General features: G+C 45.2%; 25 protein-coding genes. 7 read left to right on the top strand and 18 right to left on the bottom strand.

Annotated elements, in window-relative coordinates; all coding sequences use genetic code 11:
• Positions 1-4: 4 nt before the first annotated feature.
• Positions 5-1,042, bottom strand: coding sequence for an isoaspartyl peptidase/L-asparaginase family protein (locus ACN0TF_RS03405; RefSeq protein WP_417440748.1), 1,038 nt, complete (start codon positions 1,040-1,042; stop codon positions 5-7).
• A gap of 89 nt (positions 1,043-1,131) precedes the next feature.
• Here ACN0TF_RS03405 and ACN0TF_RS03410 point away from each other — a divergent pair, with 89 nt between their 5' ends.
• Together ACN0TF_RS03410 and sbcB are read left to right on the top strand one after the other, a co-directional pair.
• Entirely contained in the window at positions 1,132-1,368 is a 237-nt protein-coding gene (locus tag ACN0TF_RS03410; RefSeq protein WP_417440749.1) for a hypothetical protein, read from the top strand.
• A gap of 62 nt (positions 1,369-1,430) precedes the next feature.
• Positions 1,431-2,870 carry an exodeoxyribonuclease I gene (gene sbcB, locus ACN0TF_RS03415; RefSeq protein WP_417440750.1) on the top strand — a complete coding sequence of 480 codons (1,440 nt, stop codon included), beginning with the start codon at positions 1,431-1,433 and terminating at the stop codon, positions 2,868-2,870.
• 104 nt (positions 2,871-2,974) lie between these two features.
• Here sbcB and ACN0TF_RS03420 read toward each other — a convergent pair whose 3' ends face one another.
• The 3 genes from ACN0TF_RS03420 to ACN0TF_RS03430 all read right to left on the bottom strand — a co-directional run bounded on the left by ACN0TF_RS03420 (position 2,975) and on the right by ACN0TF_RS03430 (position 7,401).
• Positions 2,975-3,688, bottom strand: coding sequence for a hypothetical protein (locus ACN0TF_RS03420; protein WP_417440751.1), 714 nt, complete (start codon positions 3,686-3,688; stop codon positions 2,975-2,977).
• 209 nt (positions 3,689-3,897) lie between these two features.
• Positions 3,898-6,228 carry an efflux RND transporter permease subunit gene (locus tag ACN0TF_RS03425; RefSeq protein ID WP_417440752.1) on the bottom strand — a complete coding sequence of 777 codons (2,331 nt, stop codon included), beginning with the start codon at positions 6,226-6,228 and terminating at the stop codon, positions 3,898-3,900.
• Positions 6,229-7,401, bottom strand: coding sequence for a WD40/YVTN/BNR-like repeat-containing protein (locus ACN0TF_RS03430; RefSeq protein WP_417440753.1), 1,173 nt, complete (start codon positions 7,399-7,401; stop codon positions 6,229-6,231).
• A gap of 162 nt (positions 7,402-7,563) precedes the next feature.
• On the opposite strand from ACN0TF_RS03430, the gene ACN0TF_RS03435 reads away from it, so the two are divergent.
• Positions 7,564-8,913 (top strand): DUF1329 domain-containing protein, encoded by a 1,350-nt coding sequence (locus ACN0TF_RS03435; protein ID WP_417440754.1) that lies wholly within the window; start codon positions 7,564-7,566, stop codon positions 8,911-8,913.
• A 75-nt stretch (positions 8,914-8,988) separates the two neighbouring features.
• On the opposite strand, the gene ACN0TF_RS03440 is transcribed toward ACN0TF_RS03435, so the two are convergent.
• From ACN0TF_RS03440 to ACN0TF_RS03450, 3 genes are read right to left on the bottom strand one after another with little or no spacing between them, the layout of a single operon-like run.
• Complete coding sequence (locus tag ACN0TF_RS03440; RefSeq protein WP_417440755.1) at positions 8,989-9,858, bottom strand: NAD(P)-dependent oxidoreductase; 870 nt, start codon at positions 9,856-9,858, stop codon at positions 8,989-8,991.
• Between the two features lie 2 nt (positions 9,859-9,860).
• Positions 9,861-10,649 carry a methyltransferase domain-containing protein gene (locus ACN0TF_RS03445; RefSeq protein WP_417440756.1) on the bottom strand — a complete coding sequence of 263 codons (789 nt, stop codon included), beginning with the start codon at positions 10,647-10,649 and terminating at the stop codon, positions 9,861-9,863.
• A 16-nt stretch (positions 10,650-10,665) separates the two neighbouring features.
• A complete protein-coding gene (locus ACN0TF_RS03450) occupies positions 10,666-11,427 on the bottom strand; it encodes a Nif3-like dinuclear metal center hexameric protein (RefSeq protein WP_417440757.1) in 762 nt (253 codons plus the stop codon).
• A 140-nt stretch (positions 11,428-11,567) separates the two neighbouring features.
• On the opposite strand from ACN0TF_RS03450, the gene ACN0TF_RS03455 reads away from it, so the two are divergent.
• Positions 11,568-11,942: a hypothetical protein gene (locus ACN0TF_RS03455; protein WP_417440758.1), complete on the top strand. Its 375-nt coding sequence runs from the start codon at positions 11,568-11,570 to the stop codon at positions 11,940-11,942.
• 47 nt (positions 11,943-11,989) lie between these two features.
• Here ACN0TF_RS03455 and ACN0TF_RS03460 read toward each other — a convergent pair whose 3' ends face one another.
• The 11 genes from ACN0TF_RS03460 to ACN0TF_RS03510 all read right to left on the bottom strand — a co-directional run bounded on the left by ACN0TF_RS03460 (position 11,990) and on the right by ACN0TF_RS03510 (position 20,620).
• The gene (locus ACN0TF_RS03460) at positions 11,990-12,247 is read right to left on the bottom strand and encodes a DUF3912 family protein (RefSeq protein ID WP_417440759.1); all 258 of its coding nucleotides are present in this window, start codon (positions 12,245-12,247) and stop codon (positions 11,990-11,992) included.
• 83 nt (positions 12,248-12,330) lie between these two features.
• Positions 12,331-12,858: a DUF3833 domain-containing protein gene (locus ACN0TF_RS03465; protein ID WP_417440760.1), complete on the bottom strand. Its 528-nt coding sequence runs from the start codon at positions 12,856-12,858 to the stop codon at positions 12,331-12,333.
• 2 nt (positions 12,859-12,860) lie between these two features.
• Entirely contained in the window at positions 12,861-13,367 is a 507-nt protein-coding gene (locus tag ACN0TF_RS03470; protein ID WP_417440761.1) for a chalcone isomerase family protein, read from the bottom strand.
• A gap of 3 nt (positions 13,368-13,370) precedes the next feature.
• Positions 13,371-13,871 (bottom strand): DUF2878 domain-containing protein, encoded by a 501-nt coding sequence (locus ACN0TF_RS03475; protein WP_417440762.1) that lies wholly within the window; start codon positions 13,869-13,871, stop codon positions 13,371-13,373.
• Positions 13,871-15,109 (bottom strand): class I SAM-dependent methyltransferase, encoded by a 1,239-nt coding sequence (locus tag ACN0TF_RS03480; protein ID WP_417440763.1) that lies wholly within the window; start codon positions 15,107-15,109, stop codon positions 13,871-13,873. Before ACN0TF_RS03480 ends, ACN0TF_RS03475 begins: the two co-directional genes overlap by 1 nt.
• A 21-nt stretch (positions 15,110-15,130) precedes the next feature.
• Positions 15,131-15,853 (bottom strand): DUF1365 domain-containing protein, encoded by a 723-nt coding sequence (locus tag ACN0TF_RS03485; protein WP_417440764.1) that lies wholly within the window; start codon positions 15,851-15,853, stop codon positions 15,131-15,133.
• On the bottom strand, positions 15,850-17,124 hold the full coding sequence (locus ACN0TF_RS03490) for an NAD(P)/FAD-dependent oxidoreductase (protein WP_417440765.1): 1,275 nt from the start codon (positions 17,122-17,124) through the stop codon (positions 15,850-15,852). Before ACN0TF_RS03490 ends, ACN0TF_RS03485 begins: the two co-directional genes overlap by 4 nt.
• Positions 17,121-17,852: an SDR family NAD(P)-dependent oxidoreductase gene (locus ACN0TF_RS03495; protein WP_253620006.1), complete on the bottom strand. Its 732-nt coding sequence runs from the start codon at positions 17,850-17,852 to the stop codon at positions 17,121-17,123. Before ACN0TF_RS03495 ends, ACN0TF_RS03490 begins: the two co-directional genes overlap by 4 nt.
• Complete coding sequence (locus ACN0TF_RS03500) at positions 17,849-18,283, bottom strand: nuclear transport factor 2 family protein (RefSeq protein ID WP_011234633.1); 435 nt, start codon at positions 18,281-18,283, stop codon at positions 17,849-17,851. Before ACN0TF_RS03500 ends, ACN0TF_RS03495 begins: the two co-directional genes overlap by 4 nt.
• Entirely contained in the window at positions 18,276-19,682 is a 1,407-nt protein-coding gene (phrB, locus tag ACN0TF_RS03505; RefSeq protein ID WP_417440766.1) for a deoxyribodipyrimidine photo-lyase, read from the bottom strand. The genes ACN0TF_RS03500 and phrB overlap by 8 nt, the downstream gene beginning before the upstream one ends.
• A 2-nt stretch (positions 19,683-19,684) precedes the next feature.
• Positions 19,685-20,620: a YbgA family protein gene (locus tag ACN0TF_RS03510; RefSeq protein WP_417440767.1), complete on the bottom strand. Its 936-nt coding sequence runs from the start codon at positions 20,618-20,620 to the stop codon at positions 19,685-19,687.
• A 145-nt stretch (positions 20,621-20,765) separates the two neighbouring features.
• On the opposite strand from ACN0TF_RS03510, the gene ACN0TF_RS03515 reads away from it, so the two are divergent.
• The 3 genes from ACN0TF_RS03515 to ACN0TF_RS03525 all read left to right on the top strand — a co-directional run bounded on the left by ACN0TF_RS03515 (position 20,766) and on the right by ACN0TF_RS03525 (position 22,719).
• Positions 20,766-21,344 (top strand): LON peptidase substrate-binding domain-containing protein, encoded by a 579-nt coding sequence (locus tag ACN0TF_RS03515; RefSeq protein ID WP_417440768.1) that lies wholly within the window; start codon positions 20,766-20,768, stop codon positions 21,342-21,344.
• 87 nt (positions 21,345-21,431) lie between these two features.
• Positions 21,432-22,052 (top strand): sigma-70 family RNA polymerase sigma factor, encoded by a 621-nt coding sequence (locus ACN0TF_RS03520; RefSeq protein WP_253620009.1) that lies wholly within the window; start codon positions 21,432-21,434, stop codon positions 22,050-22,052.
• Positions 22,042-22,719 (top strand): ChrR family anti-sigma-E factor, encoded by a 678-nt coding sequence (locus ACN0TF_RS03525; protein WP_417440769.1) that lies wholly within the window; start codon positions 22,042-22,044, stop codon positions 22,717-22,719. Before ACN0TF_RS03520 ends, ACN0TF_RS03525 begins: the two co-directional genes overlap by 11 nt.
• Positions 22,720-22,755: the final 36 nt, after the last annotated feature.

Below are 22,755 nucleotides of genomic sequence, written 5' to 3' on the forward strand. Positions count from 1 at the left end.
GAACTTATTCATCCTCGTTATAAATAGCAATATGGGCATCACCTTCGCCCTTAATATAGCCACGATACATACCTTCAGTATTAAACGGCATAGCAATATTGCCTTCTGCGTCAATAATAATGACGCCTCCGGTACCACCCGCTTGTTCCAGCATGCCGTGAATAACCTCATCGCCGGCCTCACTGACCGAAAGCCCTTTATATTTAACCCGCGAGCAGATATCAGCCGCCACGTGGAAGCGAATAAAGTATTCACCGTGTCCGGTTGCCGAAACAGCACAGCTGTCGTTATCCGCCCAGGTACCGGCACCAATAATGGGGGAATCCCCTATTCTACCATAACGTTTGGCTGTCATGCCGCCGGTTGAGGTACCAGCGCTTAATAGCCCGTTTTTATCAACAGCCACAGCACCGACGGTGCCGTATTTGTAGTCCAAATCCAGATATTCCCAGGCCTGTTGCTCTGGTTGTTCACTTTTCTTGATGGTTTCCTTGGCGTTTTGTAGCTGCTGATAACGGTGCTCTGTATTAAAGTAGCTGTTCTCTACCTGCTCCAGGCCTTGTTGACGGGAAAACAGCTCTGCGCCTTCACCACTTAGCATGACGTGTACCGACTCATCCATTACTTCACGCGCCAGTTCTATTGGACTTTTTACCGTTTTCACACCGGCAACAGCTCCCGCATTGCCGTTCAGACCTTCCATTAACGAAGCATCCAGTTCATGTTCTCCGTCCCAGGTATAAACCGCGCCTTTACCAGAGTTAAAAAGTGGCGATGCTTCCATTACCTGAATAGCTGCAATAACTGCGGTGGTGCTGTCACCGCCTTCTTTCAATACCTTTCGGCCGGCTTCTAGCGCTTCTGTCAGTTTATCTTTATAGGCTTGTTCCTGTTCAGCGGTTAAATTGGCCCGAGTAATTGTTCCGGCTCCGCCGTGAATGGCCATAGCGTATTCAACATCATGTTCATCCGCCTGTGCGGCGGGTAATAGCGATCCAAACGCAGCAGTGGCAAGTAATGCAGATAAGTAGAGCTTTTTCATTCTGACCTCGATTTTATTGTTATAGGCTAGATTGTTAGTCATAACATAGTCGCAGGAAAGCAACGAACTGACAACGAGGAGATATGCAGATGCCGACTTATCGCGTTGAGTACACACACTTAGGCGACAGACAGCAAATTACGCTGGAAGTAGATAATGAAGCACTAGATAACGAACAAAAGTTCAGAGACGCCGTTGCACAACGTTTAGCTAAACGCATTCTGCCGCACGCTGAACTTGCTTTTCGCCACGAAGATGACCGTACACTGGAGCAAAAGCTGGACAAAGCTTACGACTTGCAAGTGAACAAGATTGAAAGAGAGTGAGTGGCTGAATTTATCTGCGGGCTCGTGCTATAGTTTTCCTTTTCCGCTGAGCACTTAGGCTTATGGCACAAAACGAACAAGAAACCTTCTACTGGCACGATTATGAGACATGGGGCGCTAACCCTTTAGTGGACCGCCCTGCACAGTTTGCCGGATTACGCACAGACACTGATTTTAATGTTATCGGTCGGCCTTTAACGCTTTACGCTCAACCCACACCGGACTTTCTGCCTAACCCGGAAGCCACCTTAATTACGGGTATTACGCCGCAGCTTGCTGCGAAGCAAGGAGTCGGTGAAGCGGAGTTCAGCAAAGCCATAGCAAACGAATTTCAAAAGCCCAATACCACCATTATTGGCTACAACAACATTCGTTTTGATGACGAAGTCACCCGTTTGCTGTTCTATCGTAACTTTTATGACCCTTACGAATACAGCTGGCAAAACGGCAATTCACGCTGGGACTTAATTGATGTGGTGCGAGCCTGTTTTGCGCTGCGCCCGGACGGTATTAACTGGCCGGAAAACGCCGACGGACAACCCAGTCTAAAACTGGAGCACTTGAGTGTTGCCAATAACATTGAGCACGGTCAGGCGCACGATGCTATGTCGGACGTTTACGCGACCATTGGTCTGGCAAAACTTGTCAGCGAGAAGCAGCCTAAGCTGTGGCAGTGGGCTTACAGTATTCGCCGTAAGCAAAAGCTACTGAATTTGTTTAACTGGCAGGCACCGGAGCCTCTGGCACATGTCAGTGGGTTTTACGGTACGGCTAACCGCTATTTGTCGGCTATATTGCCGCTGGGCTTTCATCCTAAGCAAAATAGCAACGTTATTGCCTGGGACCTGCGCGTTCCGCCCATGGATTTTGCCGATAAATCGGTAGAAGAATTAACGGAACTAACCTACACCAGTCGTAGGGAACTGGAAGAGCAAGGCTTACAGAAAAGCGGTATACAAAATATTCACTTGGGTCGTTGTCCTTTCTTAGCGCCTATTAAAACTATTTCTGCTGAAGCTGCTGATAGTGCCGCATTAGATACAGCCGCCCTGGAGACAAACGCTAAATGGTTACAGGATAACAGCGACTTCCGTGACAAGCTCATGCAGGTGTTTGAACAAACCAAAGAGTTTGCTCCCAGAACCGATGTTGATCACCAGATATACGATGGCTTTTTCTCTCCTCAGGATAAAAAACATATGGAGATTATCCGTTCGTCAGAGCCACACCAACTGGCAGGTCTGGAGCTGGATTTTCAGGACAAGCGTATGCCTACACTGCTGTTTCGCTACCGGGCACGAAACTACCCGTCGACTCTTAGCGACAAAGAACTAAATAAGTGGCGTCTGTTTTGTCAGCAGCGCTTAATTGAGCCGCCAGAAGGCTTATTGTCCGCAGAGGACTTTGCACTGAAGCTTGAGGATTTAGCAAATCAGCATCAGGAAGATGCGCATAAGCTGCGGTTGCTAAAATCACTGTATGACTACGCCGCATCGCTTTAATGCTAATGTTCTAAAACCTGTGTCGTTGCGTTGAATTAAAGAAAAGCTGATGACACAGGATATTTATCTCCTCTCCACCAGTGATGAATCCAGGATTTACATGCTTAAACTTTAGCGTTAAAGCGCACACTCGTATTCTGCAGTATATCTAGTACATTAAAGTGGACTTCCTCACTGAACATTGCTCTTTCATCATAAGGTTTCAGAACAATATCTTCATCATGAATTCTACTTTTCTCTGCAGACCTTTCTTCAGCCTGCTCTATCACACTTCTGACTTTAATTCGGCCGGCCACGTCTTCTTTGGTGTATATTGTGTTACTTCTTGATGTTTGTGTTTTCTCTCTAGCTAGGTCAGTATTTAAAAAATCAGTGGCTTCAACTAGTTTATCACTAGCGTTGAGTTTTGCTTTTAAGTAGTTATATTCTCTTTTTGTTAAATCATGATCAATGATGTCTATTTCATCGCCCGTGTTAGTAAAGTCGAAATTTTTGTTTAGTAGGTTTGGTTGCTCTTCTGCTACCTCTGCTAAAATACGTTGAGTTTCAGAGACCATGTCACCGGCATATTTTTGTTGTTCCTTTTCAATAGCGACTAAGTCTATAAGCCCCTCTTTTAATTCAGCTGCTGTTGGTTTAGTTACTTCCTTAATGGTTATTGTATTTTGTTTTGATGATGTTGCTATCGTGTCGTTAGAAATGCTAGCAACATACTGTTTTTTCGCAGAACTTACTTCCATGTTATTAATTTTTTGCGCTTGTCCAGGCGAGTTCATTGAAGTAAGTATTGAAGTCGATGTCAACGTAATAGGTTTCATGTTCACTTCCTTTTAAACGTTATTTATAAACTCCGTTTAATAAGTTATCGGTCGCTTTTTCATTAACTTAAACACTTTACTTTTCAAACGAACTTTACAGTCTTGTTAAGGCTGTGAATAATATGGAATTAAAATACTCACAGAAAAAAGGCGCCGACTTAATAAAAGCCGACGCCTAATATCACTGATTTATCTTTCGAATAAGCAAGTTAGGCTTTCTTATTCCCCACTCTGAATAACCTTGCCAGTGCCGGAATTAAGATAAGCGCACCCAGCATATTCCACAGGAACATAAAGGTTAACAATATACCCATGTCGGCCTGGAATTTAATGGGTGAGAATATCCAGGTAGCGACGCCTATGGCCAGCGTTAAGCCAGTAAAGCCGACGGCCTTGCCGGTGTTATCCAGCGAGTACTTGTAGGTTTCCTGCAACGACATGCCCTGCTGCAAGCCCTCTTTCACTTTACTGTAAATATAAATGCCGTAGTCGACACCGATACCAACCCCTAAGGCAATAACCGGCAAGGTAGCCACTTTAATGCCTATGCCTAACACCGCCATTAGTCCCTGACTCATAACAGTAGTAAAGGCCAGCGGCAATACAATACAAGCCACCGTACGAACGCTACGGAAGGTAATAAAGCACAGCACGATAACAACGCCATAAACCCACAGCAGCATCTTATTCTGCGCTGCTTCTATAACTGAGTTGGTTGCCGCTTCAATGCCCGAGTTGCCCGCTGCCATCAACAACTCTAAACCTTCCTGCTGATAGTTCTGGTTAAACTCATTAACCGAGCCAACAACATTCTCTAATGTCTCAGCTTTATGGTCGTCCAGATAAATAATGACCGGCGCCATTGAGCAGTCGTTATTGATCAAACCATCAGGAATGCGACTTAACGAGGCGTTAGTCACATACTTGTTACGGTTTAAGCTAAACCACTTAAGGTTACCCTCGTTAATACCAAACATGCCCATTTTAGAAACGTAGACAACAGATTTAACGTCCTGAACACCGCTGGTGTTTTCCATATGCCAGCTAAAACGTTCCATCATCTCGAGATTATCGTACGCAATACATTGCTCAGGCGCGGACGCCGCCATGACCACAAAGATATCGGTACTGGAGCTGTAGTTTTCTACAATAAAGGCATTGTCCTGATTGTAGCGGCTGTCAGGGCGAAGTTCCGGCGCGCCTTTATCAAGGTCACCAATTGCCATATTCTGACTATTGACTAAGCCCCAGGCCAGCATAACAAGAGCAATAACTAACGCTGAATACGCCCATTTAGGCTGAGTAAATTTAGCAAAGAAATCAAACAGCGGATGACGCTCACCCTTTATTCGTTTCTGGTAAGCAACACCGTTGTCGGATGTTCCCAAGTACGACATCAAAATAGGCAATAAACCCAGGTTGGTCAGCACCACCACGGCGACACCTATACTCGCGGCTATCGCCAGTTCTTTAATTACCTCAATATCAATAACCATCAAGGTCGTAAAGCCAATGGCATCGCTGGCCAGAGCGGTTAACCCGGCAATATACAGACCACGGAACGCTGTGCGAGCTGCAGCAACTTTATCAAGCCCGGCAACCCGGTTAGAGCCAATGGCATTAATAATTTGTACGCCGTGTGATACCCCTATGGCGAACACCAGGAATGGTACGAGCATTGAGTACGGGTTAATACCGCTGCCAATAAGTTCAATAATCCCCAGTTGCCACACTACCGCGATAATTGAACAACTAAGCACCATAAAGGTACTGCGCCAACAACGGCTATACAGATAAAGCATGACCAAAGTAATAGCGATAGCCAACAGGAAGAACAAACCAACCTGCTCAGCACCTTCAATAAGGTCGCCTATCAGTTTCGCAAAACCGGTAATGTGAATTTCAATATCATCACTTTGGTATTTATCGCGAACCAGGGTTTCCAGCTTTTCAGAGAACTCTTGATAATCCAGCTTTTCACCGGTTTCCGGATTAACTTCATCCAGCGGAATATAGACGATGGTTGATTCAAAATTATTGGCAACCAGGTTCCCTACTTCACCTGAACGCAGAACGTTAGTTCTTAGTTTATCTAAGGACTCTTCACTGCCGTCATAACCATCGGGAATAACCGGGCCGCCGACAAAACCTTCTTCGGTTACTTCCATCCAGCGAACATTGGGTGTCCATAAACTGCGAAGCCCGGAGCGATTGACGCCCGGAATAAAGAAGATCTCATCGGTTATTTTTTGCAGTTCTTGTTGAAAATCGGCTTCAAAAATATCGCCGTCTTTATTCTCAACCGCCACCCGGACAACGTTCCCCAAACTGGCTAAGTCGTCCTGATACTCAAAATAGTTTTGAATAAACGGATGGTTGGTCGGGATCATTTTGGTCAGGCTGGCATCGGGGCGAACCTGTGACGCGTGATAACCCAAAAACAAGGTCAGTAACAAAAAGACAATTAGCCAGGGAGCCCGTACCGTGAATAATAGCTTCTCCAGCAGTCCAGCTGGTTTATTCGCACTCGGATTATCCATTTACTGCGCTCCTTGTTGCGTTGCTAATGCTTCTTCTTCAGTGATTTTGGCTGGCCAGTGCAATAAACCACTGCGGCCCGTCATAATCCACTCACCGTCGCCTACTTCAATAATATCGGTCATAACCGAACCGCTCGGATGTGTCCGGTTCTTTACTTCTAGCTGGTCATCAATCTCAAGAATGGTTCCGGAATGCCCAACAATTAGCTGAGTACCGTTGTTAGTGTTGGTTCCTGCCGACAAATTAACTCTGGTGCCTGTATCAACGGTTGTAAAGCTTTGTCCTTTATCGTCTGAGACAAAAGCATTGCCGCGTAAGCCATAAACCCAAACACGGCCCTCGGCATCAAGGTGTCCGCCAAACAGCGAACCGCGATAAGGAGAATCAAGAGTCTCCCAACTCTCACCACCGTCGTAACTCGCAAAGGCTAGTCCGGCTTCCCCGACAATATATAAGTCGTCACCCTGACCAAAAATGGTATTCAAATGATAACCACCCGGGTTTTCCAAACGACCCGAGATAACCTGCCAGCTGTCGCCTCCATCTTCGGTTTTAAGGAAGGTACCATAAGCGCCTATCGCCAGCACGGTCTGACTATCCTTCGCGTAAAGGTCTAAAAAGGGCTTGCTGGGGCCTTCTTCTCTGGCTGCCTCTATATTACTGATCTGGAACTGAGCCTCTTCAAGCTGCCACTCCAGTTCACCGATAACGTCTTCATCCTCGGTTGATTCGAGTTGTTCATTCAGTTTCTCAATATGCTTTTCATAATAGCCTTCTTCTAACGTCATCAGTTCAAAACCGTCTAACTGACGCTTCCAGCTTTTACCGCCGTCTTCTGATTTAATAATGACACCATGATGCCCGGTCGCCCATCCATTTTGCTCGTCAGCAAAAGCGATACTGGTTAAAAGTACGCTGGTATCTACTTCTGCCTGTTGCCAGTCATCACTCTCTTTCCAGATAATATTTCCATGCGCACCGACGGCTATAAGTCGCGTTCCAACAGTCGTCACTTCAATAAGTACTTCGCTTTTAATTCTGTCTGATGACAATGCTGGTGCACTGATCACGTCGTAATCAGTAATTGTTGTTGTGTCGCTATCCTGTGCGAGCACTGTGGTGCTAAAAATAGCCCCCAACAACACCCCTAATGGGGTTAAAGACAAGCGCATGGAACCTCCCGGGTACTAAAAATGTCATAGGATTGTATAAGCTCAAGATAATTTGAAAACCTTTTTTCGTTAAATTCGTGCTTTTTTTCGTTAAAGTATTGCTTGAGAGGTCAGTCCTCTGGCAAAGTGATGTTGGAAAGTAGAACAACAAGGAAAATTATAATGAATAAACTGATGCTAAAAGCTGGCGTTTTTGCCATATCGGTGATTTCCGCGAGCGTTGCGGCTAAAGTATCACCAGAAGAAGCCGCACGGCTTGGTCAGGACCTAACCCCTATTGGTGCTGAAAAAGCGGCAAATGCCGACGGCTCTATCCCAGCCTGGGATGGTGGTTACTCCGATCACGCGGTTGAAGTTGTTCGCGGTAATGACCCGTATGCTGATGATAAACCTTTGTTTACCATCACTCACGATAACCTGGATGAGCACAAAGAACATCTGAGCGAAGGCCAAATCGCGATGTTCGATAAGTACTCAGACTATAAAATGATTGTGTATCCAACACGTCGTTCGGCAACCTATCCGGACGAACTTTGGCCTAAGATTAAATCCAACGCAGAAAATGCAGAAATGGTTGCCGGTGGTAACGGCGTCGAAAACTTTGATACCACCATTCCGTTCCCTATCCCGGAAAATGGATTAGAGGCTGTATGGAACCATATTACTCGTTACCGTGGCGGTGCAGTTACTCGTAACGTAGCGCAGTTCCCAGTTCTGTCTAACGGTAACTACACCACAGTAGAACTTAAAGAAACCCTGGTATTCCCTGAGTACTTAGAAACCGGTCGCCAAGAAGCCGACGACAACGTTCTGTTTTATTTTATGCAGGAAGTTGAAGCTCCTTCTCGCTTAACCGGTACTGTTTTGCTGGTTCATGAAACCATTAACCAGGTGAAAGAAGGGCGTCGCGCCTGGATTTATAATGCCGGTCAGCGTCGCGTTCGTCGTGCACCTAACGTTGCTTATGACGGACCAGGCACTGCAGCAGATGGCCTACGTACTTCTGACAACCTGGATATGTACAACGGTGCACCAGATAAGTACAACTGGGAGTTAAAAGGTAAGAAAGAAGTTTATATTCCTTACAACAACTTCAAGATCATGGATCCTGAACTGAGTTATGACGAAATCATTAAAGCTGGTCATATGAATCAGGACTTGATCCGTTATGAAAAACACCGTGTTTGGGTGGTTGAAGGTAGTCTTAAAGACGGTGAACGCCATATCTACTCTAAGCGTACAATGTACCTTGATGAAGATACCTGGACAGCGTCACTGGTTGATCACTACGACGGACGTGGCGAACTATGGCGTGTTGGTGAAGCTCTGAATACTCAGTTCTATAACCAGGACGTTCCATGGATGGCTGCAGAAGCGTTATATGACTTGGACTCTGGACGTTATATTTCTCTGGGTCTGGGTAATGAAGAAAGTACTTACATGGAATGGGATATTTCTCCAAACCGTGAAGACTTCAGTACTAACGCATTGCGTCGTAAAGGCTTCAGATAAGTTAAACACTTAGTGGAACTTAAAAAGGAGGCAACCGCCTCCTTTTTTAATACTATAGTTAGGCCAATAAGCTAATCACTTTTCAAGACGCGCAAGCAAGCTTGAAGTATCCCAGCGACTGCCACCCATTTTCTGAACGTCAGCATAGAATTGATCAACTAATGCTGTCGCCGGCAGCGACAAGCCCTGACGATCGGCCTCAGCCAACGCTATTTTTAGGTCTTTACGCATCCAGTCTACAGCAAAGCCATGCTCGTAGTGGTTATCCCACATGGTTTTATAGCGATTTTCCATCTGCCAGGAGCCTGCAGCGCCCTGGCTAATAGCCGTAATAAGCTTATCAGGATCTAAGCCGACTTTACGTGCCAGTTGAAGCCCTTCCGACAAACCTTGCAAAACGCCGGCAATACAAATCTGATTGACCATTTTCGCTAATTGTCCACTGCCAACAGGACCCATCAACTGACGAGTTTTGGCATAGCATTGGAAAAGCTCGTCTGCAGCTTCAAAAGTGTGTTGTTCACCACCGACCATAGCGGTTAGAACACCGTTTTCCGCTCCGGCCTGGCCGCCTGAAACCGGCGCATCTAAAAAGCTGCCCTGCTTTTCATTTACAGCTTGTTCGAGCTCTCGTGCCAATTCAGCAGAAGCCGTAGTGTGGTCAACAACAACAGCTCCGGGTTTTAAATTAGCCAAGATGCCGCCGTCACCATAAAATACACTGCGTACATCGTCATCGTTACCAACACAAACCATAACAAAGTCAGCTTCTTTAACCGCTTCAGCCGGGGTTGGCTGGTAGCGTCCGGAGTATTCCTTTGCCCATTTTTCGGCTTTAGCCTGAGTGCGGTTATAAACCGTTACCTTATGATCCGCTTTTTGTAAGTGGCCGGCCATTGGGTAACCCATGACGCCTAATCCAATAAATGCACATTGCTTCGACATAGTCATTCCTCCTGACAATTCGGTTTTTCAATAAGCCAGTGTTGATAACGCCCCAGCTCACGATAAGGGGATATTTGGTTGTATTTCATCTCCAGCGCCAGTAACTCATCGAACCGTTGCTGATGAGTTAGGTCCCGTAAGTAGTCATGAAAACAGCGAACACCAGTTTTTTGCTGAACTTTTAACCCTTCTTGCTCTAGCCAATGGTCAACATGTTCCGGCACCGCCGGGTTCTGCGGACTCAGGCGAACCGTTTTTTTCACTTTCAGACCACGCTCAATATAATCAAAGTTGCCGTATATGGCATTGGCAAAAAGCTTGGCGTGGTAGTTATAGAACATAAGCGACAGTTTGCCGCCTGGTTTTAATAATGAAGCCAATTGATGAATGGCGAACTCGGTATCCGGCAGCCATTCCAGCACCGCGTGGCAGAGAATAATATCGTACTGATCTAGCGGCTGTTGATTAGCAAGCTCCGTTAAACTTGCCGAAACGTACTTGCACTGATGCCCCAGGCCTGCCGCTTTGTGACGGCGCTCAGCTTCTTCAACCATTTCGGTTGAAAGGTCAGAATGCACTACCGTAAAGTCTTTTTCCTGAAACCACTGGTTTACCTGACCAAGCCCGGCTCCTACATCAAGCACTAAACATGGCTCAGTGGCTAACAGCGGCGCTAAATCACGCTTGAGCACCTCAACCCTGAGTTGCCCCTTAGTGGTGTCATAAATGGATTTAGAGAACTTTTGGCTGATGCCGCTAAAGTCGCCGCGTTCTTGTTTCTTTTTATTCATTAAAGGCTTCTTTTCATCAGGCCGGACTGTCAATGTCAATAAACTTAACATCAAGTTTAAACTGGCTTGCTAAGTGCTCGCCCAGCGCTTTTGCGCCGTAACGCTCTGTGGCGTGATGCCCGGCCGCAAAAAAAGCGATTCCCTGTTCCCTGGCACTGTGTATAGTCGGTTCTGAGACTTCACCTGTAATAAAGGCGTCGACACCAAGCTGAGCCGCCCGGTCAATAAAACCCTGACCACCACCAGTGCACCAGGCAACTGTTTTAATTTTATTTAAACTGTCGACACGACAAACCAGCGAGCGCTCTAAGCGCTGCTCCAGTTCATTGGCAAACTCATCGCAGGAAACGGATTTAGCTAAATGACCGGTTACCAGCGGGCATGCCGGATCAGAAGGATCCACCGGCCCATCGAATTGCCAATCCATCAGTTTGGCCAACTGAGCATTGTTTCCCAATTCAGGATGAACATCGAGTGGTAAGTGGTAGGCAAATAAATTGATATCATGCTTCAACAGCTGCTGTAAGCGCCGCTTTTTCATTCCGACAACTTCCGCCGGTTCTCCCTTCCAAAAATAGCCGTGATGAACCAGAATCGCATCGGCGTTCTCGTCGACGGCCCTGTCAACCAAAGCCTGGCAAGCCGTTACCCCGCTGACCACTTTGCGGATCTCGGATTTACCCTCTACTTGCAGTCCATTGGGACAATAATCTTTAATCTGCTCACTATTTAATAGCTTATTAAGATAATTCTGTAATTCATTTCTATTTATCGGCATATCTAAAAACCAAATTGCTTTGCTGAATGGCCTCAGTTTACCCGAAATTAGACAATAATCCGAAAAAACGGTATAAACGAATAGCGAAGCATTTTTATACAAAACTTTTACAACCAAACCTTGAATAAGGGAACACTTGAATGAGCAAACTGGATAAAGAAAAGGTACTCGCCGAATATACCGAAGCTTATCAAAAGGCTCACGGTAAGAAGCCTGAAATAGAAAGCAGTAACGGCTGGTATAGCGTTGATGGAGGCAAAAATGTACGCCTGAGTCAATTAGCTGACGACGCAAAAGCGCTTGGTAAAGAGAAAAAGTCTGCGCCTAAAAAGTCGGAGTCGAAGAAGACTGAGCCTAAAAAAGCAGAAGCGAAAAAGCCTGCTGCGAAGAAATCTTCAGCTAAGCAATCCCCGGCGAAAAAATCCAGCTCTGGCGGCTTAACTGCAAAAGAACTGTGGAAGCAAAAGCTAGAAGGTAAAGACAGTGATTGTCGTTTACCCCGAGGCAGTGCGTAAGGCACCGCTAGAAGTAAAAAAAGCGACCTTCATGGTCGCTTTTTTCGTTATAGAACGTCCGGATTTTTTCCGGCAACGCGGTCTATTGGAACTCTAATTTTACGGTAACGGTGCACCAGGAAATCGCTACGTTTGAAAATGACTTTTTCAGAACCAAAGTCAGCCTGAGACACCAGGAAGCGCTCGTTATCCAGTGTTTTTGCTATAATTCCTAACTTCCCCTGATGCGGTCCACGCTTAATAAAAATCGTCTGCCCTTGTATGCGGGGGTTGTTATAAGAAAATGTCGGATAATTAATTGCCACTGCCGTTTCCCTAAACCTTATAAGGCTATATCAATATCAGGATTATACTCCTATTATCGGTCACCGACAGAGATTCTTGATATTTATTTCTTAACAATATAAAGCGTGATCTCACCAACCGGAAAGCCCCATTTAGACATATCGGTACGATTGATCATATTGTTCTCGTCAATAAGATACAGCCAGTCATCCAGCGTCAATACTAGAGGCTCTCCGTCTACCACTACTTCCAGTTGGTACTCCCAGTTAAGAACATTGCCTGCTGTTGTACCTTTGGCAACACCTTCAACATCGTCTGCGCGCCCTTCATAGCTATTCGGGCCGGTTTTCGTTATGTGCCAGACTCGTTGCTGCTCACGACCGTCGGCATAAGTGAAATGTTCGTCGAGAACGCCTTCATTACCTTCCCAGGTACCTGTCATGGTTACCTCGAAACGCTGAATCACTTCACCGCTATAGTCCTGAACCATACCGTAAGCAACCAGCTCACCGTTAAAGAACTCTTCAAGCTTTAACTTCGGCTCAGCTGATTTATAAGCATCAATGCCGGTTGAGCACGCCGCAAGTAAACTGAGTAAAACGGTGAAGCCCAAAACTTTTAAAGTCTTCATTTTTATTTCTCCCCAATGAGTTCATTACGCTCAGATTCAAAGCGGCTATTTTCCGACAGCCAAATAGCTAAAAACTGCTCGGTAAAGTCTTTATCTTCAATTTCGCCCAGCAACTTATCGCCTTGGTAAAATTCTGCTGTCCCGTCTTTCTTTTCAACTAAGAGGAGGCAGTCGCCCTCTTTAATGTCAGGCCAGATAGAGTCCAGTTTTTCTAACCATTGCTCGTGTTTATCGCTATTCAGTTCCAGCTTCAGCCATTCTTCTTCCGTTGTTTCTATAAGATCTTTCGCCTCAATATCACGCAGGTACTCCAGTAACAGAGCTTGTCGTTCGTCCTGTTTATACTTACCTGAAGGGCTATATAAAGTGGCGTCATAAACGTCCCAGAAATACACACTGAGCCGAGTTTGCCCAACTTTAGAAAAGTCATCGGGTACGGAACCGGTGCATTCAGCGGCATAGGAATTAAGGCTGAAAAGCGCAATAATTCCGCATAAAATGAATCTCATACTCTACACTCCCTGTTCTTTCTTAGATGACATGGAAAAAACAAAATACGCCATCATTAGTCCCCATACAGCGGCATAACAGGCAATAACAATGGGCATTGAGTCAACGGTGGCAGCATTAAGCTTTATTCCTGCAACATAGCTTAAAGGGCCTGAAACAGCACCGAGCAGAACAGCTATTAGCGGTTTAGGTGCCAGCCAGTCCAATGCAACCGGTGCCATAGATGAAAACCCCAGCCACAGCATGACCAACCACAAAGGAAAGTATCCTCCGGCAAAATCGATAACGCCCAGACTAATCACAATAGCTTCAAGCAATAATCCCACCGCAAACAGCCGCAAAATTAAAGTCCAGCTGACCCTGACTACGGCAATGCTGTAAAAAAATTGCAAGGCTAATAAAACACCGCTAAGCACAATATAGTTCTCACGGCCAGAAACAGCACTTAACCAAAGTGCATTGAACAGAACGAAACTGACAATTTTATGCTGAATAGAAGTCATTAGTAGGCCTGCGATTTGCTGGCAGTAACCTGAACAACCGATACTCGTTGCTCCAGAAAGCCGCCTTCACAATAGCTGAAATAGTAATTCCAAAGTCTGGAAAAGCGTTCATCGTAGCCAAGCTTTTCGAGCTCGCTTTCGTGGGCGTTAAACCGCTCTTCCCACTCTCTAAGAGTTTTGGCGTAACTCAAACCGAAGTCGTGTACGTCACGAACCACCAAGTCAGTGTAACGCGTAAACAGTTGCGTCATCTGGCTCAAAGACGGAAGGAAACCACCGGGAAAGATATGCTTTTGAATAAAATCTACAGAGCGAGCATAGGATTTCGCTCGCTGGTCGGCAATAGTGATAGCCTGTAACGACATTCTTCCGTCTTCTTTCAACAGTTTGTTGCAGGTTTTGAAAAAGGTCGGTAAGTATTCCTTTCCTACCGCTTCAATCATTTCAACCGAGACCAACTTGTCGTACTGCCCTTCTAAGTCACGGTAGTCACGCTTCAACAGTTCAATTCTGTCGGACAAGCCCGCCGCTTCAACTTGCTGCTTAGCGTACTGAAATTGCTCATCTGAAATTGTCGTCGTTGTTACCCGGCAACCATAATTTTTTGCCGCATAAATGGCCAGACCGCCCCAACCTGTACCTATTTCCAACAAGTGGTCTTGCGCTTTTAAATCAAGCGGATCGCATAAGCGCTGCATTTTATTGCACTGAGCTTGCTCCAGTGAATCTGTGGACTCTTTAAATAAGCCACTAGAATATTGCATTGCGCTATCAAGAAAACGAGTATAAAGCTCGTTGCCCAGGTCGTAGTGGGCGGAGATATTCTTTTTAGCCTGCCCTTTGTGGTTGCGATTACTCCAGTGCTGGTATTTATTAAAGGGAAAAGTTAACCAGGCCAGTCGCGTCTCCAGCTTATCTAAGGCCGGTAAGTTACGGGCAAAAATACGAATAACCGAGGTTAAATCGGGAGTATCCCAATGCTTATCAATATATAACTCGGCTGCACCAATACTGCCACCAGTAACCAGACGACGGTAAAAAGACGAATCCTTCACGTCAATTTCAGCGTTCAAATCTTTATCGGGATGCCCGAAGGTTTCAATGAACGTGCCTTTTTCTTTTATCGTCAACTGCCCATACTGCAAATGAGCTAATAACTTAAAAGCGATAGTACGGAAAAGCTTATCCAACACACCATACTGAATAGGCGCTACCATAGTTGTTTCACCACTGGACATACAAACTGCCTTCTAATTATTTTAGTTACCAGGGTTTCCGTAAAATGGAACCCGCTTGATAAAAAGCTTTAACGCCTGCCAATAAATGCCCCCAATAATTTTCAGAGCCATAACAGGTGTTGTTCTTAATACGCGGTAAACTTCACTACGGTTTAGCGGTTGTCTATTTAATTTCATACCGGCAACAAAATCTTTCTCTTGCTGGTGGGCGCTTAGAGTGACTTTTAAACTCTCGGAGGGTGGCTCTATCTGCCAGTGGTAAGTCATATCCATAGGGTTAAATGGAGAAACGTGGAATTGCTTTACGGTTTCAGGAGACTCTTCTGACAAATCGACCAAGTAATAATGACGTTGTAGCCAGGGCGTATTACTGACTTCAGCTAACATGTGCGTATATTCGTCATTGTCCTGACGAAGAAAATACAAATTAATGGGGCTAAAAAAAATTCCAAAGGTACGTAAGTTACCGACAAATAGAACCTGACCGGTTAAATCTTTTCCGGCAAGGGAGGACATTTTCTTTAGTGCCGCCTGGTGTAAACTGCCCTCTTCATCTTTCAGGTAGTCCTTTCGACGAAACCAAAGGGGAGCAAAACTGTTACAGGATAACCAGCGACTTATAGAGCTGACTTGGTCAAGTTCGGATAAATCGATGCACCATTGTTGAAAACGGTAATTAAAGGCGTGGTGTTTGGGGCGGTGCCTTACATGAAAAACATCGCCCCAATAAATGGCACTCTTCATGAGTTATCAATCGCTGCTGTATTCAAACGGTTAGCAACATCAATGGCGCTTCTTACGCCGTCTTCATGAAAACCGTTATACCAATAAGCACCAACAAAATGAGTACTATTTTTTCCACAAATTGAATTCCGTTCTGCTCTAGCTTTTAAAGACTGAACGGAATATTGTGGGTGCTCATAGGTAAAGGTTTTAATGATCTCATCAGAATTAATTGCGGCTGTATTGTTCAACGTAACGCACACGGTTTTGTCGCACAGCAATCCTTGCAGAATATTCATATTGTAAGTTACTGAACTGGGTTGCTCTTCTGCTGCATTGTCTTCTCTTAATAGATAATTCCAACTGGCCCAGGCACGTCGGTTTCTGGGTAACAAGTTCTCATCGGTATGCAGAACAACCTCATTCGGGCAGTATTTTATCTCACCAAGAATACGTTTTTCATCAGCACTGGCGTCATCGAGTAAAGCAAGCGCCTGGTCACTGTGACAGGCGAAAACCACCTCATCAAAATACCGTTCCTCTCCATTACTAAAAACAAGAACAACCTGTTCCTGTTGGCGCTTAACCGCAACAATGTCACTGTTTAGCTCAAGCCGTTCTTTAAACGGCTCTGTTAGCATTGGAATGTACGCGTGAGAGCCGCCAACCAAAGTATGCCACTGAGGACGGTCGCTGACATTCAATAACCCATGGTTATCAAAAAAACGTAAGAAAAAGCCCAGAGGAAAGTCCTTCGCATCAGCCAGACTCGCAGACCATATAGCCGATACCATCGGTAATAAGTAGTAATGCGAGACCGATTCCGGAATATTGTGCCGAGTGAGGAATTCTGCCAACGTGACATTGTCGGCTTCGCTGACATCCTCTTCTAACGCATTTTTCGCGGCAGCGTTAAACTTCAAAATACCCTGTAACAAACGGTAAAAAGACAAGCTAAACAAATTTTTCCGTTGCGCAAACAGTGTATTAAGGTTATGTCCGTTAAACTCCAGTCCCGACTTAGGATCTCGTACGCTGAAACTCATTTCAGTGTCGCGCCAGGCCACTTTCAGCTCTGCTAACAGACGTTTAAAGCGCGGATACGTCTTATCATTAAAAACAATAAAGCCTGTGTCCACAGCATACATACTGCCATTAATCTTCACATCGCTGGTGCATGTATGCCCGCCAATATAGTCATTTTTTTCAAATACACTGACTTGATGTTCACGACTTAAATAATAAGCACTGGTAAGACCCGCAATACCACTTCCAATAACGGCTATCTTCATGACGACTGCTTCCTTGCCATTTGTTCTGATAGTTTCACTTGTAGGCCTTCCGGCAAAATAGACATTAACTTCAGAAGACTACTGAATAACCACGGAAATGCGATGTCCCGTTTGTTCTTATTAATGCCTTTTATTATTGCCTTCGACGCAAACTCAACGTCAACGCGCATTGGCATTTCAAAATCATTGGCATCAGTCATTGGTGTTTTCACAAACCCGGGTGAGACGGTTTGAACTTTGATTCCCTGAGGTTTCAAATCAACTTCCAGACCCCGGGCAATATAGTGCATTGCCGCTTTCGAACCGCCATAAGCCTGAGCCCGGGTGAACGGGAGAAGTCTCGCCAGGCTGTCAACAATGACCAGCCGCGCCGAGTCACTGAACTGAGGAAGTAAAGCTTCCACGCAATTCATCGTGCCGAATACATTCACTTTAAACACCCGCTCGAACATGTCGGCATCGAACGCTTTAACGTCGAGGTATTCACACACACCCGCACACAATATGGCAACATCAATATCGTTAATTTGTGCTAACGCATTTTTTGCTGACTCTTTGTCGGTAATATCAAAAGCGCTGCAGGTTATTTTTTCAGGATATTGTTTTTGTACCTCTGACAACGCATCGTTATTTCTTCCGCACACAACAACGTCATTGCCATCAGCTGCATAATCCAGAGCCAGCTGGCGCCCAATACCTGATGAAGCTCCAGTAATTAAGACTTTCATTCGTCTGTTAGCCTATTTTTAATTTTATCAATGACATAGCCGACTAGCGGTACGTGTTCATAAAGCATTGCGCCAAGATCGTAATAATCTCTTTGTTCTCTGATTTTGCCGTCTTCAAAGGTTAAATACGAAACTCCCGGCAGAATAATTTCCATACCATTGGCGAGCTTGGGGTGTGCGTAACGCATCTGCCAAGTTAGAAACGCCTGTTCTTCTCCGACGCATTCATCGTCAAAAGCAAAGTGACAATACTCAACGTTTTCCATTGTGTGTTTTAGATACTTGCGAAAATCGTCCAGCCCGACAACATGTTGTATTGGATCAGTAAACGAAATTTCGTCATGGTATAGCTCATCCAGGTCATCAAGGTTTTCGGTTTTCAGCTCATCGTAGAATTCTTTGAGTTTTTCGACTAATTCACTGTTATCCATTTTTCACCTGCTTAAACGTTGTTAAGAATCGTTCACGAGCAAATTTGTGCTCGACCATGGGTTCGCAATAGTTATTACTGCTTTGTTGCTGAAGCCAACTATGAGGCCAGTGAATATACTTTGTTGGTACTTCCTTAAGCTCGTCTACCCATTTACGAATGTACTGCCCGTCAGGATCAAATTTCTCACTTTGCTTAACCGGATTAAAAACACGAAAATATGGAACGGCGTCAGTTCCGACCGAAGCACTCCATTGCCAGCCACCATTGTTTGCCGGAAAGCTACCATCAATTAAATGCTGCATGAAAAAGGCTTCACCTTTTCGCCAGTCCACTAATAGATCTTTTACCAGAAAATTGGCTGTGATCATTCTTAAGCGGTTATGCATCCACCCGGTTGATGTCAACTGACGCATTCCGGCGTCAACTATTGGATACCCGGTACGGCCATCACACCAACGTTGAAAAGCATCATCGTCTTTTAACCACTGAATTCTGTCAGTTTCAGTCTGAAAGCTCTCACCTTTTGATAAACGCGGCACAAAGTACATTAGATGCTGATAGAATTCTCTCCAGGCCAGTTCGGTAAGCCAGGTATCGGCCCCGGAAGCAAGCCCAAACGGAAACTCCGGCGAAAACTTGTGTAATGCCCGGGCAGCGGTCTGCGGCCCGATAACCCCCTGCGCCAAATAAGCGGAAAGTTGTGAGGTTCCATTTTCAGCCGGCAAGTCTCTGGCTTGTTGATAATCATCAACACTGTGGCCGACAAATTGACCCAGTTTCCCCAGAACTTGTTGCTCTCCGGCACTCCAGTCAGACGAGTCTTTTCTCGCCAACGGGCATTCGGGCAGGCCTTTTGCGGTAACTCGAGAATAAGATTTAATTTGCAGCGGTTCGCTGTAGGCTTTTTCGCTTAATACTTGTCGCCAACGCCGGTTAAAAGGCGTGAACTTTTTGTAGTAGTCACCTTGTTGTGTTCTAACCTCTCCGGGCGCCACCAACAAGTTGCCATGATGCGAAACCATTTCGATATCATCATTGCTTAGTACCGCATTGGTAGCTGCGTCTCTACGTTTTTCATCCAGCGCATATTCCGCGTTAATATGTACCCGGGAAATTTTATTTTCCCGACAGAAGGATCGTAAAGCCCCTGGAACCTGACTGAATTTGGGTACTAACTGCACTTGCAGTTCAATGCCCTTTTCGGCTAAATCCTTCTGCAGGCATTCTAAGTTTCGCCAAATAAAGTCAACTTTTATCGGTGCCCAGTCATGGTTTTTCCAGGTTTCATGACACACAAAAAATATAGCCAAGGGTGGCTCATCGCCCTGACACGCAGAAAAGACGGCCGGGTTATCTAATATTCTTAAATCACTACGAAACCAAATTGCTTCTCGCATCACTACAGCCCATAACGTAATTTTAAATCATCGGGATAAGGCGTCAGATACCATTGCCCTTCTAGGTACTCTTTCGGAAACTCGCGCAAATAATGTCGTATTAACGTTAGAGGAGACATCAGAGGGAGAATACCATCGTGATACTGAAGAATGATATCACTCAGCTCTTCTCGTCTTTCATGAGCAAGATCAGATTTAAAATAACCCTGGATATGTTGAAGCACATTGGTGTGATTCTTACGCGACGCCGGTTTTGATAAAGCGTCCATCACATCAATGATATATTGTTCCGCAAAGGCATTGTCGATGCTTTCTTGTTCACCCAAACGTTTACCCAACTCGCGGTAACGCTGCTGATTATGAGCTAACAAAAGTAGCTTGCAGCGCTGGTGAAACTGCAAAAGCTGATGTTTGGAAAGCTTCTGCGTCATTTCTTTCCATTGACTAAACACATAAACCCGCATCACAAAGTTTTCACGTAAATGTGGGTCATTGAGCCGGCCATCTTCTTCTAAAGGCAAAGCGGGATTCTTTTCTTTCAGGCGCGCGGCAAAAATCCCCATTCCAGCTTTTTGTGCATGCCCGGTTTCCGGATCATATAACTTGACCCGCTCCATACCGCAGCTGGGAGATTTCGCGCATAGAATGTAGCCGCTTAACTGTTCTACTTTCACCTGAACCTTATCGGCAAAGGCAGCTAGCTGTGACGTAACATTTTCACCGGTTTTGGGCACTACCGCCTGTACATCGTCATGTTGTTCAAGCCGAATAGTCGGTCTTGGCACCGGCATTCCAATACCAACTTCCGGGCAAAAGCGTACCAGTTCAATGTGTCGATTTAATTCATCAACACAGAATGAGGACTTCTTGTGTCCCCCGTCAAATCTGACCTCGTCGCCCATTAAACAGGAACTAATACCCACTTTTAACTTTACCATTTTAACCCCTGTTGAATTTCACTGATGATAATGTACGGCATATCGCTAAAAATAGTTTGGCATTTATTCGATAAAAAAGATCCAACCAGACCCGCCTCAACGTAATGTTTCTTAATTGTTCAAACTACTAGCCAAATGAGGTTATATGCAGCAGTATCAGCAGTTACCGCTATTCCCGCTTACGTCGCATATAATGCCGGGCGGGCGCATGAAATTAAAGGTGTTCGAGCCTCGCTACACCAGGCTGGTAAAAGAGTGTCTCCAGAATGACAGTGAGTTTGTGGTGGCCATGTTTAACAACGAACATGCAACGACATCAAGCGATTACCTTCTTCCTTACGCCACCACCGTAAAGATTATTGATTTTGAACCAAGAGATGATGGCTTACTCGGTATAACTATTGAAGGAAAAAGTCGGGTTCGTATTGACGAGCATTGGTCGGAAAGCGATAAACTAAGGTTTGGGAAAATAGAATATCTTGAAAACTGGCCTGAACTTTCTCTGGATAACGCCGCTGCAAAACTCAAAACCCGATTAGAAGAAGCTTTCGAGACCTACCCGGAACTGTCCGAGTTGTTACCAAATCTTGGCTACGAGAAACTTGACTGGGTATGTTCAAGATGGCTTGAAATACTGCCTCTGGACGTCTATACAAAACAAGAGCTGATAAGATGCGAAAGTTGTCTAAAAGCAAAAGAATATCTGTTAGACTTAATTCGTTAATTGAGTAAACATTCTGCCATCTGGGTGATCCATTTTCTCGACACCCCGTAATAGTTAGAACATTGTGTGAAAAAAGCAGGTCTAATTATGCAAATGGTGTCAGAAAGAACATCGAATCGGGGGTCTATGGCTACCACCCAGACAGACGCTGCAGAGAAAGCAGCGGAACTGCTGGCAAAGATTGCAGAAAATAGAAATCGCGCTGCCTTTAGTGAACTCTTTAGGCTATTCGCACCCAAACTGCAGTCTTACGCTACAAGACAATTTGGTAATGAACAAACGGCTATGGATCTCGTCCAGGAAACCATGACTAACGTCTGGCATAAAGCTCACTTGTTCAAGCCTGACCGTGGCTCTCCTTCCACTTGGATATTTACCATAGCTCGTAACATCCGCTTCGATTTGCTTCGTAAAAACAAGAAACGCAAAGATGACATCAGTGCTGATGAACTATGGCCGATTCTTTCAGAGCAGAACGATAGCCTCGATGACGGTTACGCTTTGGATCACGATGTTCTGATGCAGGAAATTTCTTTCTATTACGCTCAATTGCCCGATGCACAACGGGTTGTTATTGAGAAGATTTATATTGAAGGTAAATCTCAGCAGGAAGTCTCTGACGCCCTGGGAGTGCCTTTAGGGACAATTAAGTCCCGAACTCGTCTAGCATTAAAAAAATTGAAAGAGTTGATAGTCGATGATGATTAAATCACACCCAGGCGAAGGCCTTTTATATCAGTACGCCTCTGGCGACCTTAGTGCGGCCATGACTTTAGTTGTCGGTACACACATCGATATGTGTAAAGCATGTCGTCAAACCGTGTGTGATATTGAACAGAAGTTGTGTGAAGAAAACCTGGATACCTTAGTTAGTGTTGCCAGTACAACGATGAGCAAGTCTCAGTGTGACCAAATGCTGGAAGCCATTTTTGCGTCTTCTGCATGTAACAAACAAGCACAGCAACCGAATGAGATGCTCTCTCTGGAAGGTCGTCGCTTTACACTGCCTCGTACTTTGGCTCATAACAGTCACCGCATTGGTGAGTGGTCAAAACTGGTTGGTAAACTCTGGCGCGCACCATTAACTCTGGACAATGGGAATCAGACAAACTTGATTTACATGGCGCCAGGCGCAAAACTCCCGGAGCATACGCACAAAGGAAAAGAAGCGACGTTGGTTATTGATGGTGTTTTTAATGACGAGCAGAACGAATACCGGGACGGCGATTTTATTTTGTTAGACCCGAGTCGTACCCATACTCCGGAAACTCAAGATGAAGACTGTTTAACTCTGGCTACGCTGGATGCGCCCTTACACTTTACTTCTGGTATCAGCCGATTGCTGAACCCCTTTAGTCAGCTCTTCTTTCGTTAATTCCAAGCGACTAAGTACAGACTCAAATAAAAAAGA

Origin of the sequence: Idiomarina sp., from assembly GCF_048265525.1 — a bacterium.
In the GTDB taxonomy this organism is placed as follows: Bacteria; Pseudomonadota; Gammaproteobacteria; order Enterobacterales; family Alteromonadaceae; genus Idiomarina.

What these genes read in the sequence shown, in the direction of transcription:
- ACN0TF_RS03430 (WP_417440753.1), bottom strand. Translation starts at nt 7,401, where the DNA reads ATGCGCTTGTCTTTAACCCCATTAGGGGTGTTGTTGGGGGCTATTTTT.
- ACN0TF_RS03435 (WP_417440754.1), top strand. Translation starts at nt 7,564, where the DNA reads ATGAATAAACTGATGCTAAAAGCTGGCGTTTTTGCCATATCGGTGATT.
- ACN0TF_RS03510 (WP_417440767.1), bottom strand. Translation starts at nt 20,620, where the DNA reads ATGGTAAAGTTAAAAGTGGGTATTAGTTCCTGTTTAATGGGCGACGAG.
- ACN0TF_RS03490 (WP_417440765.1), bottom strand. Translation starts at nt 17,124, where the DNA reads ATGAAGATAGCCGTTATTGGAAGTGGTATTGCGGGTCTTACCAGTGCT.
- ACN0TF_RS03445 (WP_417440756.1), bottom strand. Translation starts at nt 10,649, where the DNA reads ATGAATAAAAAGAAACAAGAACGCGGCGACTTTAGCGGCATCAGCCAA.
- ACN0TF_RS03450 (WP_417440757.1), bottom strand. Translation starts at nt 11,427, where the DNA reads ATGCCGATAAATAGAAATGAATTACAGAATTATCTTAATAAGCTATTA.
- ACN0TF_RS03515 (WP_417440768.1), top strand. Translation starts at nt 20,766, where the DNA reads ATGCAGCAGTATCAGCAGTTACCGCTATTCCCGCTTACGTCGCATATA.
- ACN0TF_RS03480 (WP_417440763.1), bottom strand. Translation starts at nt 15,109, where the DNA reads ATGTCCAGTGGTGAAACAACTATGGTAGCGCCTATTCAGTATGGTGTG.
- ACN0TF_RS03500 (WP_011234633.1), bottom strand. Translation starts at nt 18,283, where the DNA reads ATGGATAACAGTGAATTAGTCGAAAAACTCAAAGAATTCTACGATGAG.
- ACN0TF_RS03465 (WP_417440760.1), bottom strand. Translation starts at nt 12,858, where the DNA reads ATGAAGACTTTAAAAGTTTTGGGCTTCACCGTTTTACTCAGTTTACTT.
- ACN0TF_RS03405 (WP_417440748.1), bottom strand. Translation starts at nt 1,042, where the DNA reads ATGAAAAAGCTCTACTTATCTGCATTACTTGCCACTGCTGCGTTTGGA.
- ACN0TF_RS03420 (WP_417440751.1), bottom strand. Translation starts at nt 3,688, where the DNA reads ATGAAACCTATTACGTTGACATCGACTTCAATACTTACTTCAATGAAC.
- ACN0TF_RS03440 (WP_417440755.1), bottom strand. Translation starts at nt 9,858, where the DNA reads ATGTCGAAGCAATGTGCATTTATTGGATTAGGCGTCATGGGTTACCCA.
- ACN0TF_RS03455 (WP_417440758.1), top strand. Translation starts at nt 11,568, where the DNA reads ATGAGCAAACTGGATAAAGAAAAGGTACTCGCCGAATATACCGAAGCT.
- ACN0TF_RS03485 (WP_417440764.1), bottom strand. Translation starts at nt 15,853, where the DNA reads ATGAAGAGTGCCATTTATTGGGGCGATGTTTTTCATGTAAGGCACCGC.
- phrB (WP_417440766.1), bottom strand. Translation starts at nt 19,682, where the DNA reads ATGCGAGAAGCAATTTGGTTTCGTAGTGATTTAAGAATATTAGATAAC.
- sbcB (WP_417440750.1), top strand. Translation starts at nt 1,431, where the DNA reads ATGGCACAAAACGAACAAGAAACCTTCTACTGGCACGATTATGAGACA.
- ACN0TF_RS03525 (WP_417440769.1), top strand. Translation starts at nt 22,042, where the DNA reads ATGATGATTAAATCACACCCAGGCGAAGGCCTTTTATATCAGTACGCC.
- ACN0TF_RS03495 (WP_253620006.1), bottom strand. Translation starts at nt 17,852, where the DNA reads ATGAAAGTCTTAATTACTGGAGCTTCATCAGGTATTGGGCGCCAGCTG.
- ACN0TF_RS03410 (WP_417440749.1), top strand. Translation starts at nt 1,132, where the DNA reads ATGCCGACTTATCGCGTTGAGTACACACACTTAGGCGACAGACAGCAA.
- ACN0TF_RS03475 (WP_417440762.1), bottom strand. Translation starts at nt 13,871, where the DNA reads ATGACTTCTATTCAGCATAAAATTGTCAGTTTCGTTCTGTTCAATGCA.
- ACN0TF_RS03425 (WP_417440752.1), bottom strand. Translation starts at nt 6,228, where the DNA reads ATGGATAATCCGAGTGCGAATAAACCAGCTGGACTGCTGGAGAAGCTA.
- ACN0TF_RS03470 (WP_417440761.1), bottom strand. Translation starts at nt 13,367, where the DNA reads ATGAGATTCATTTTATGCGGAATTATTGCGCTTTTCAGCCTTAATTCC.
- ACN0TF_RS03520 (WP_253620009.1), top strand. Translation starts at nt 21,432, where the DNA reads ATGCAAATGGTGTCAGAAAGAACATCGAATCGGGGGTCTATGGCTACC.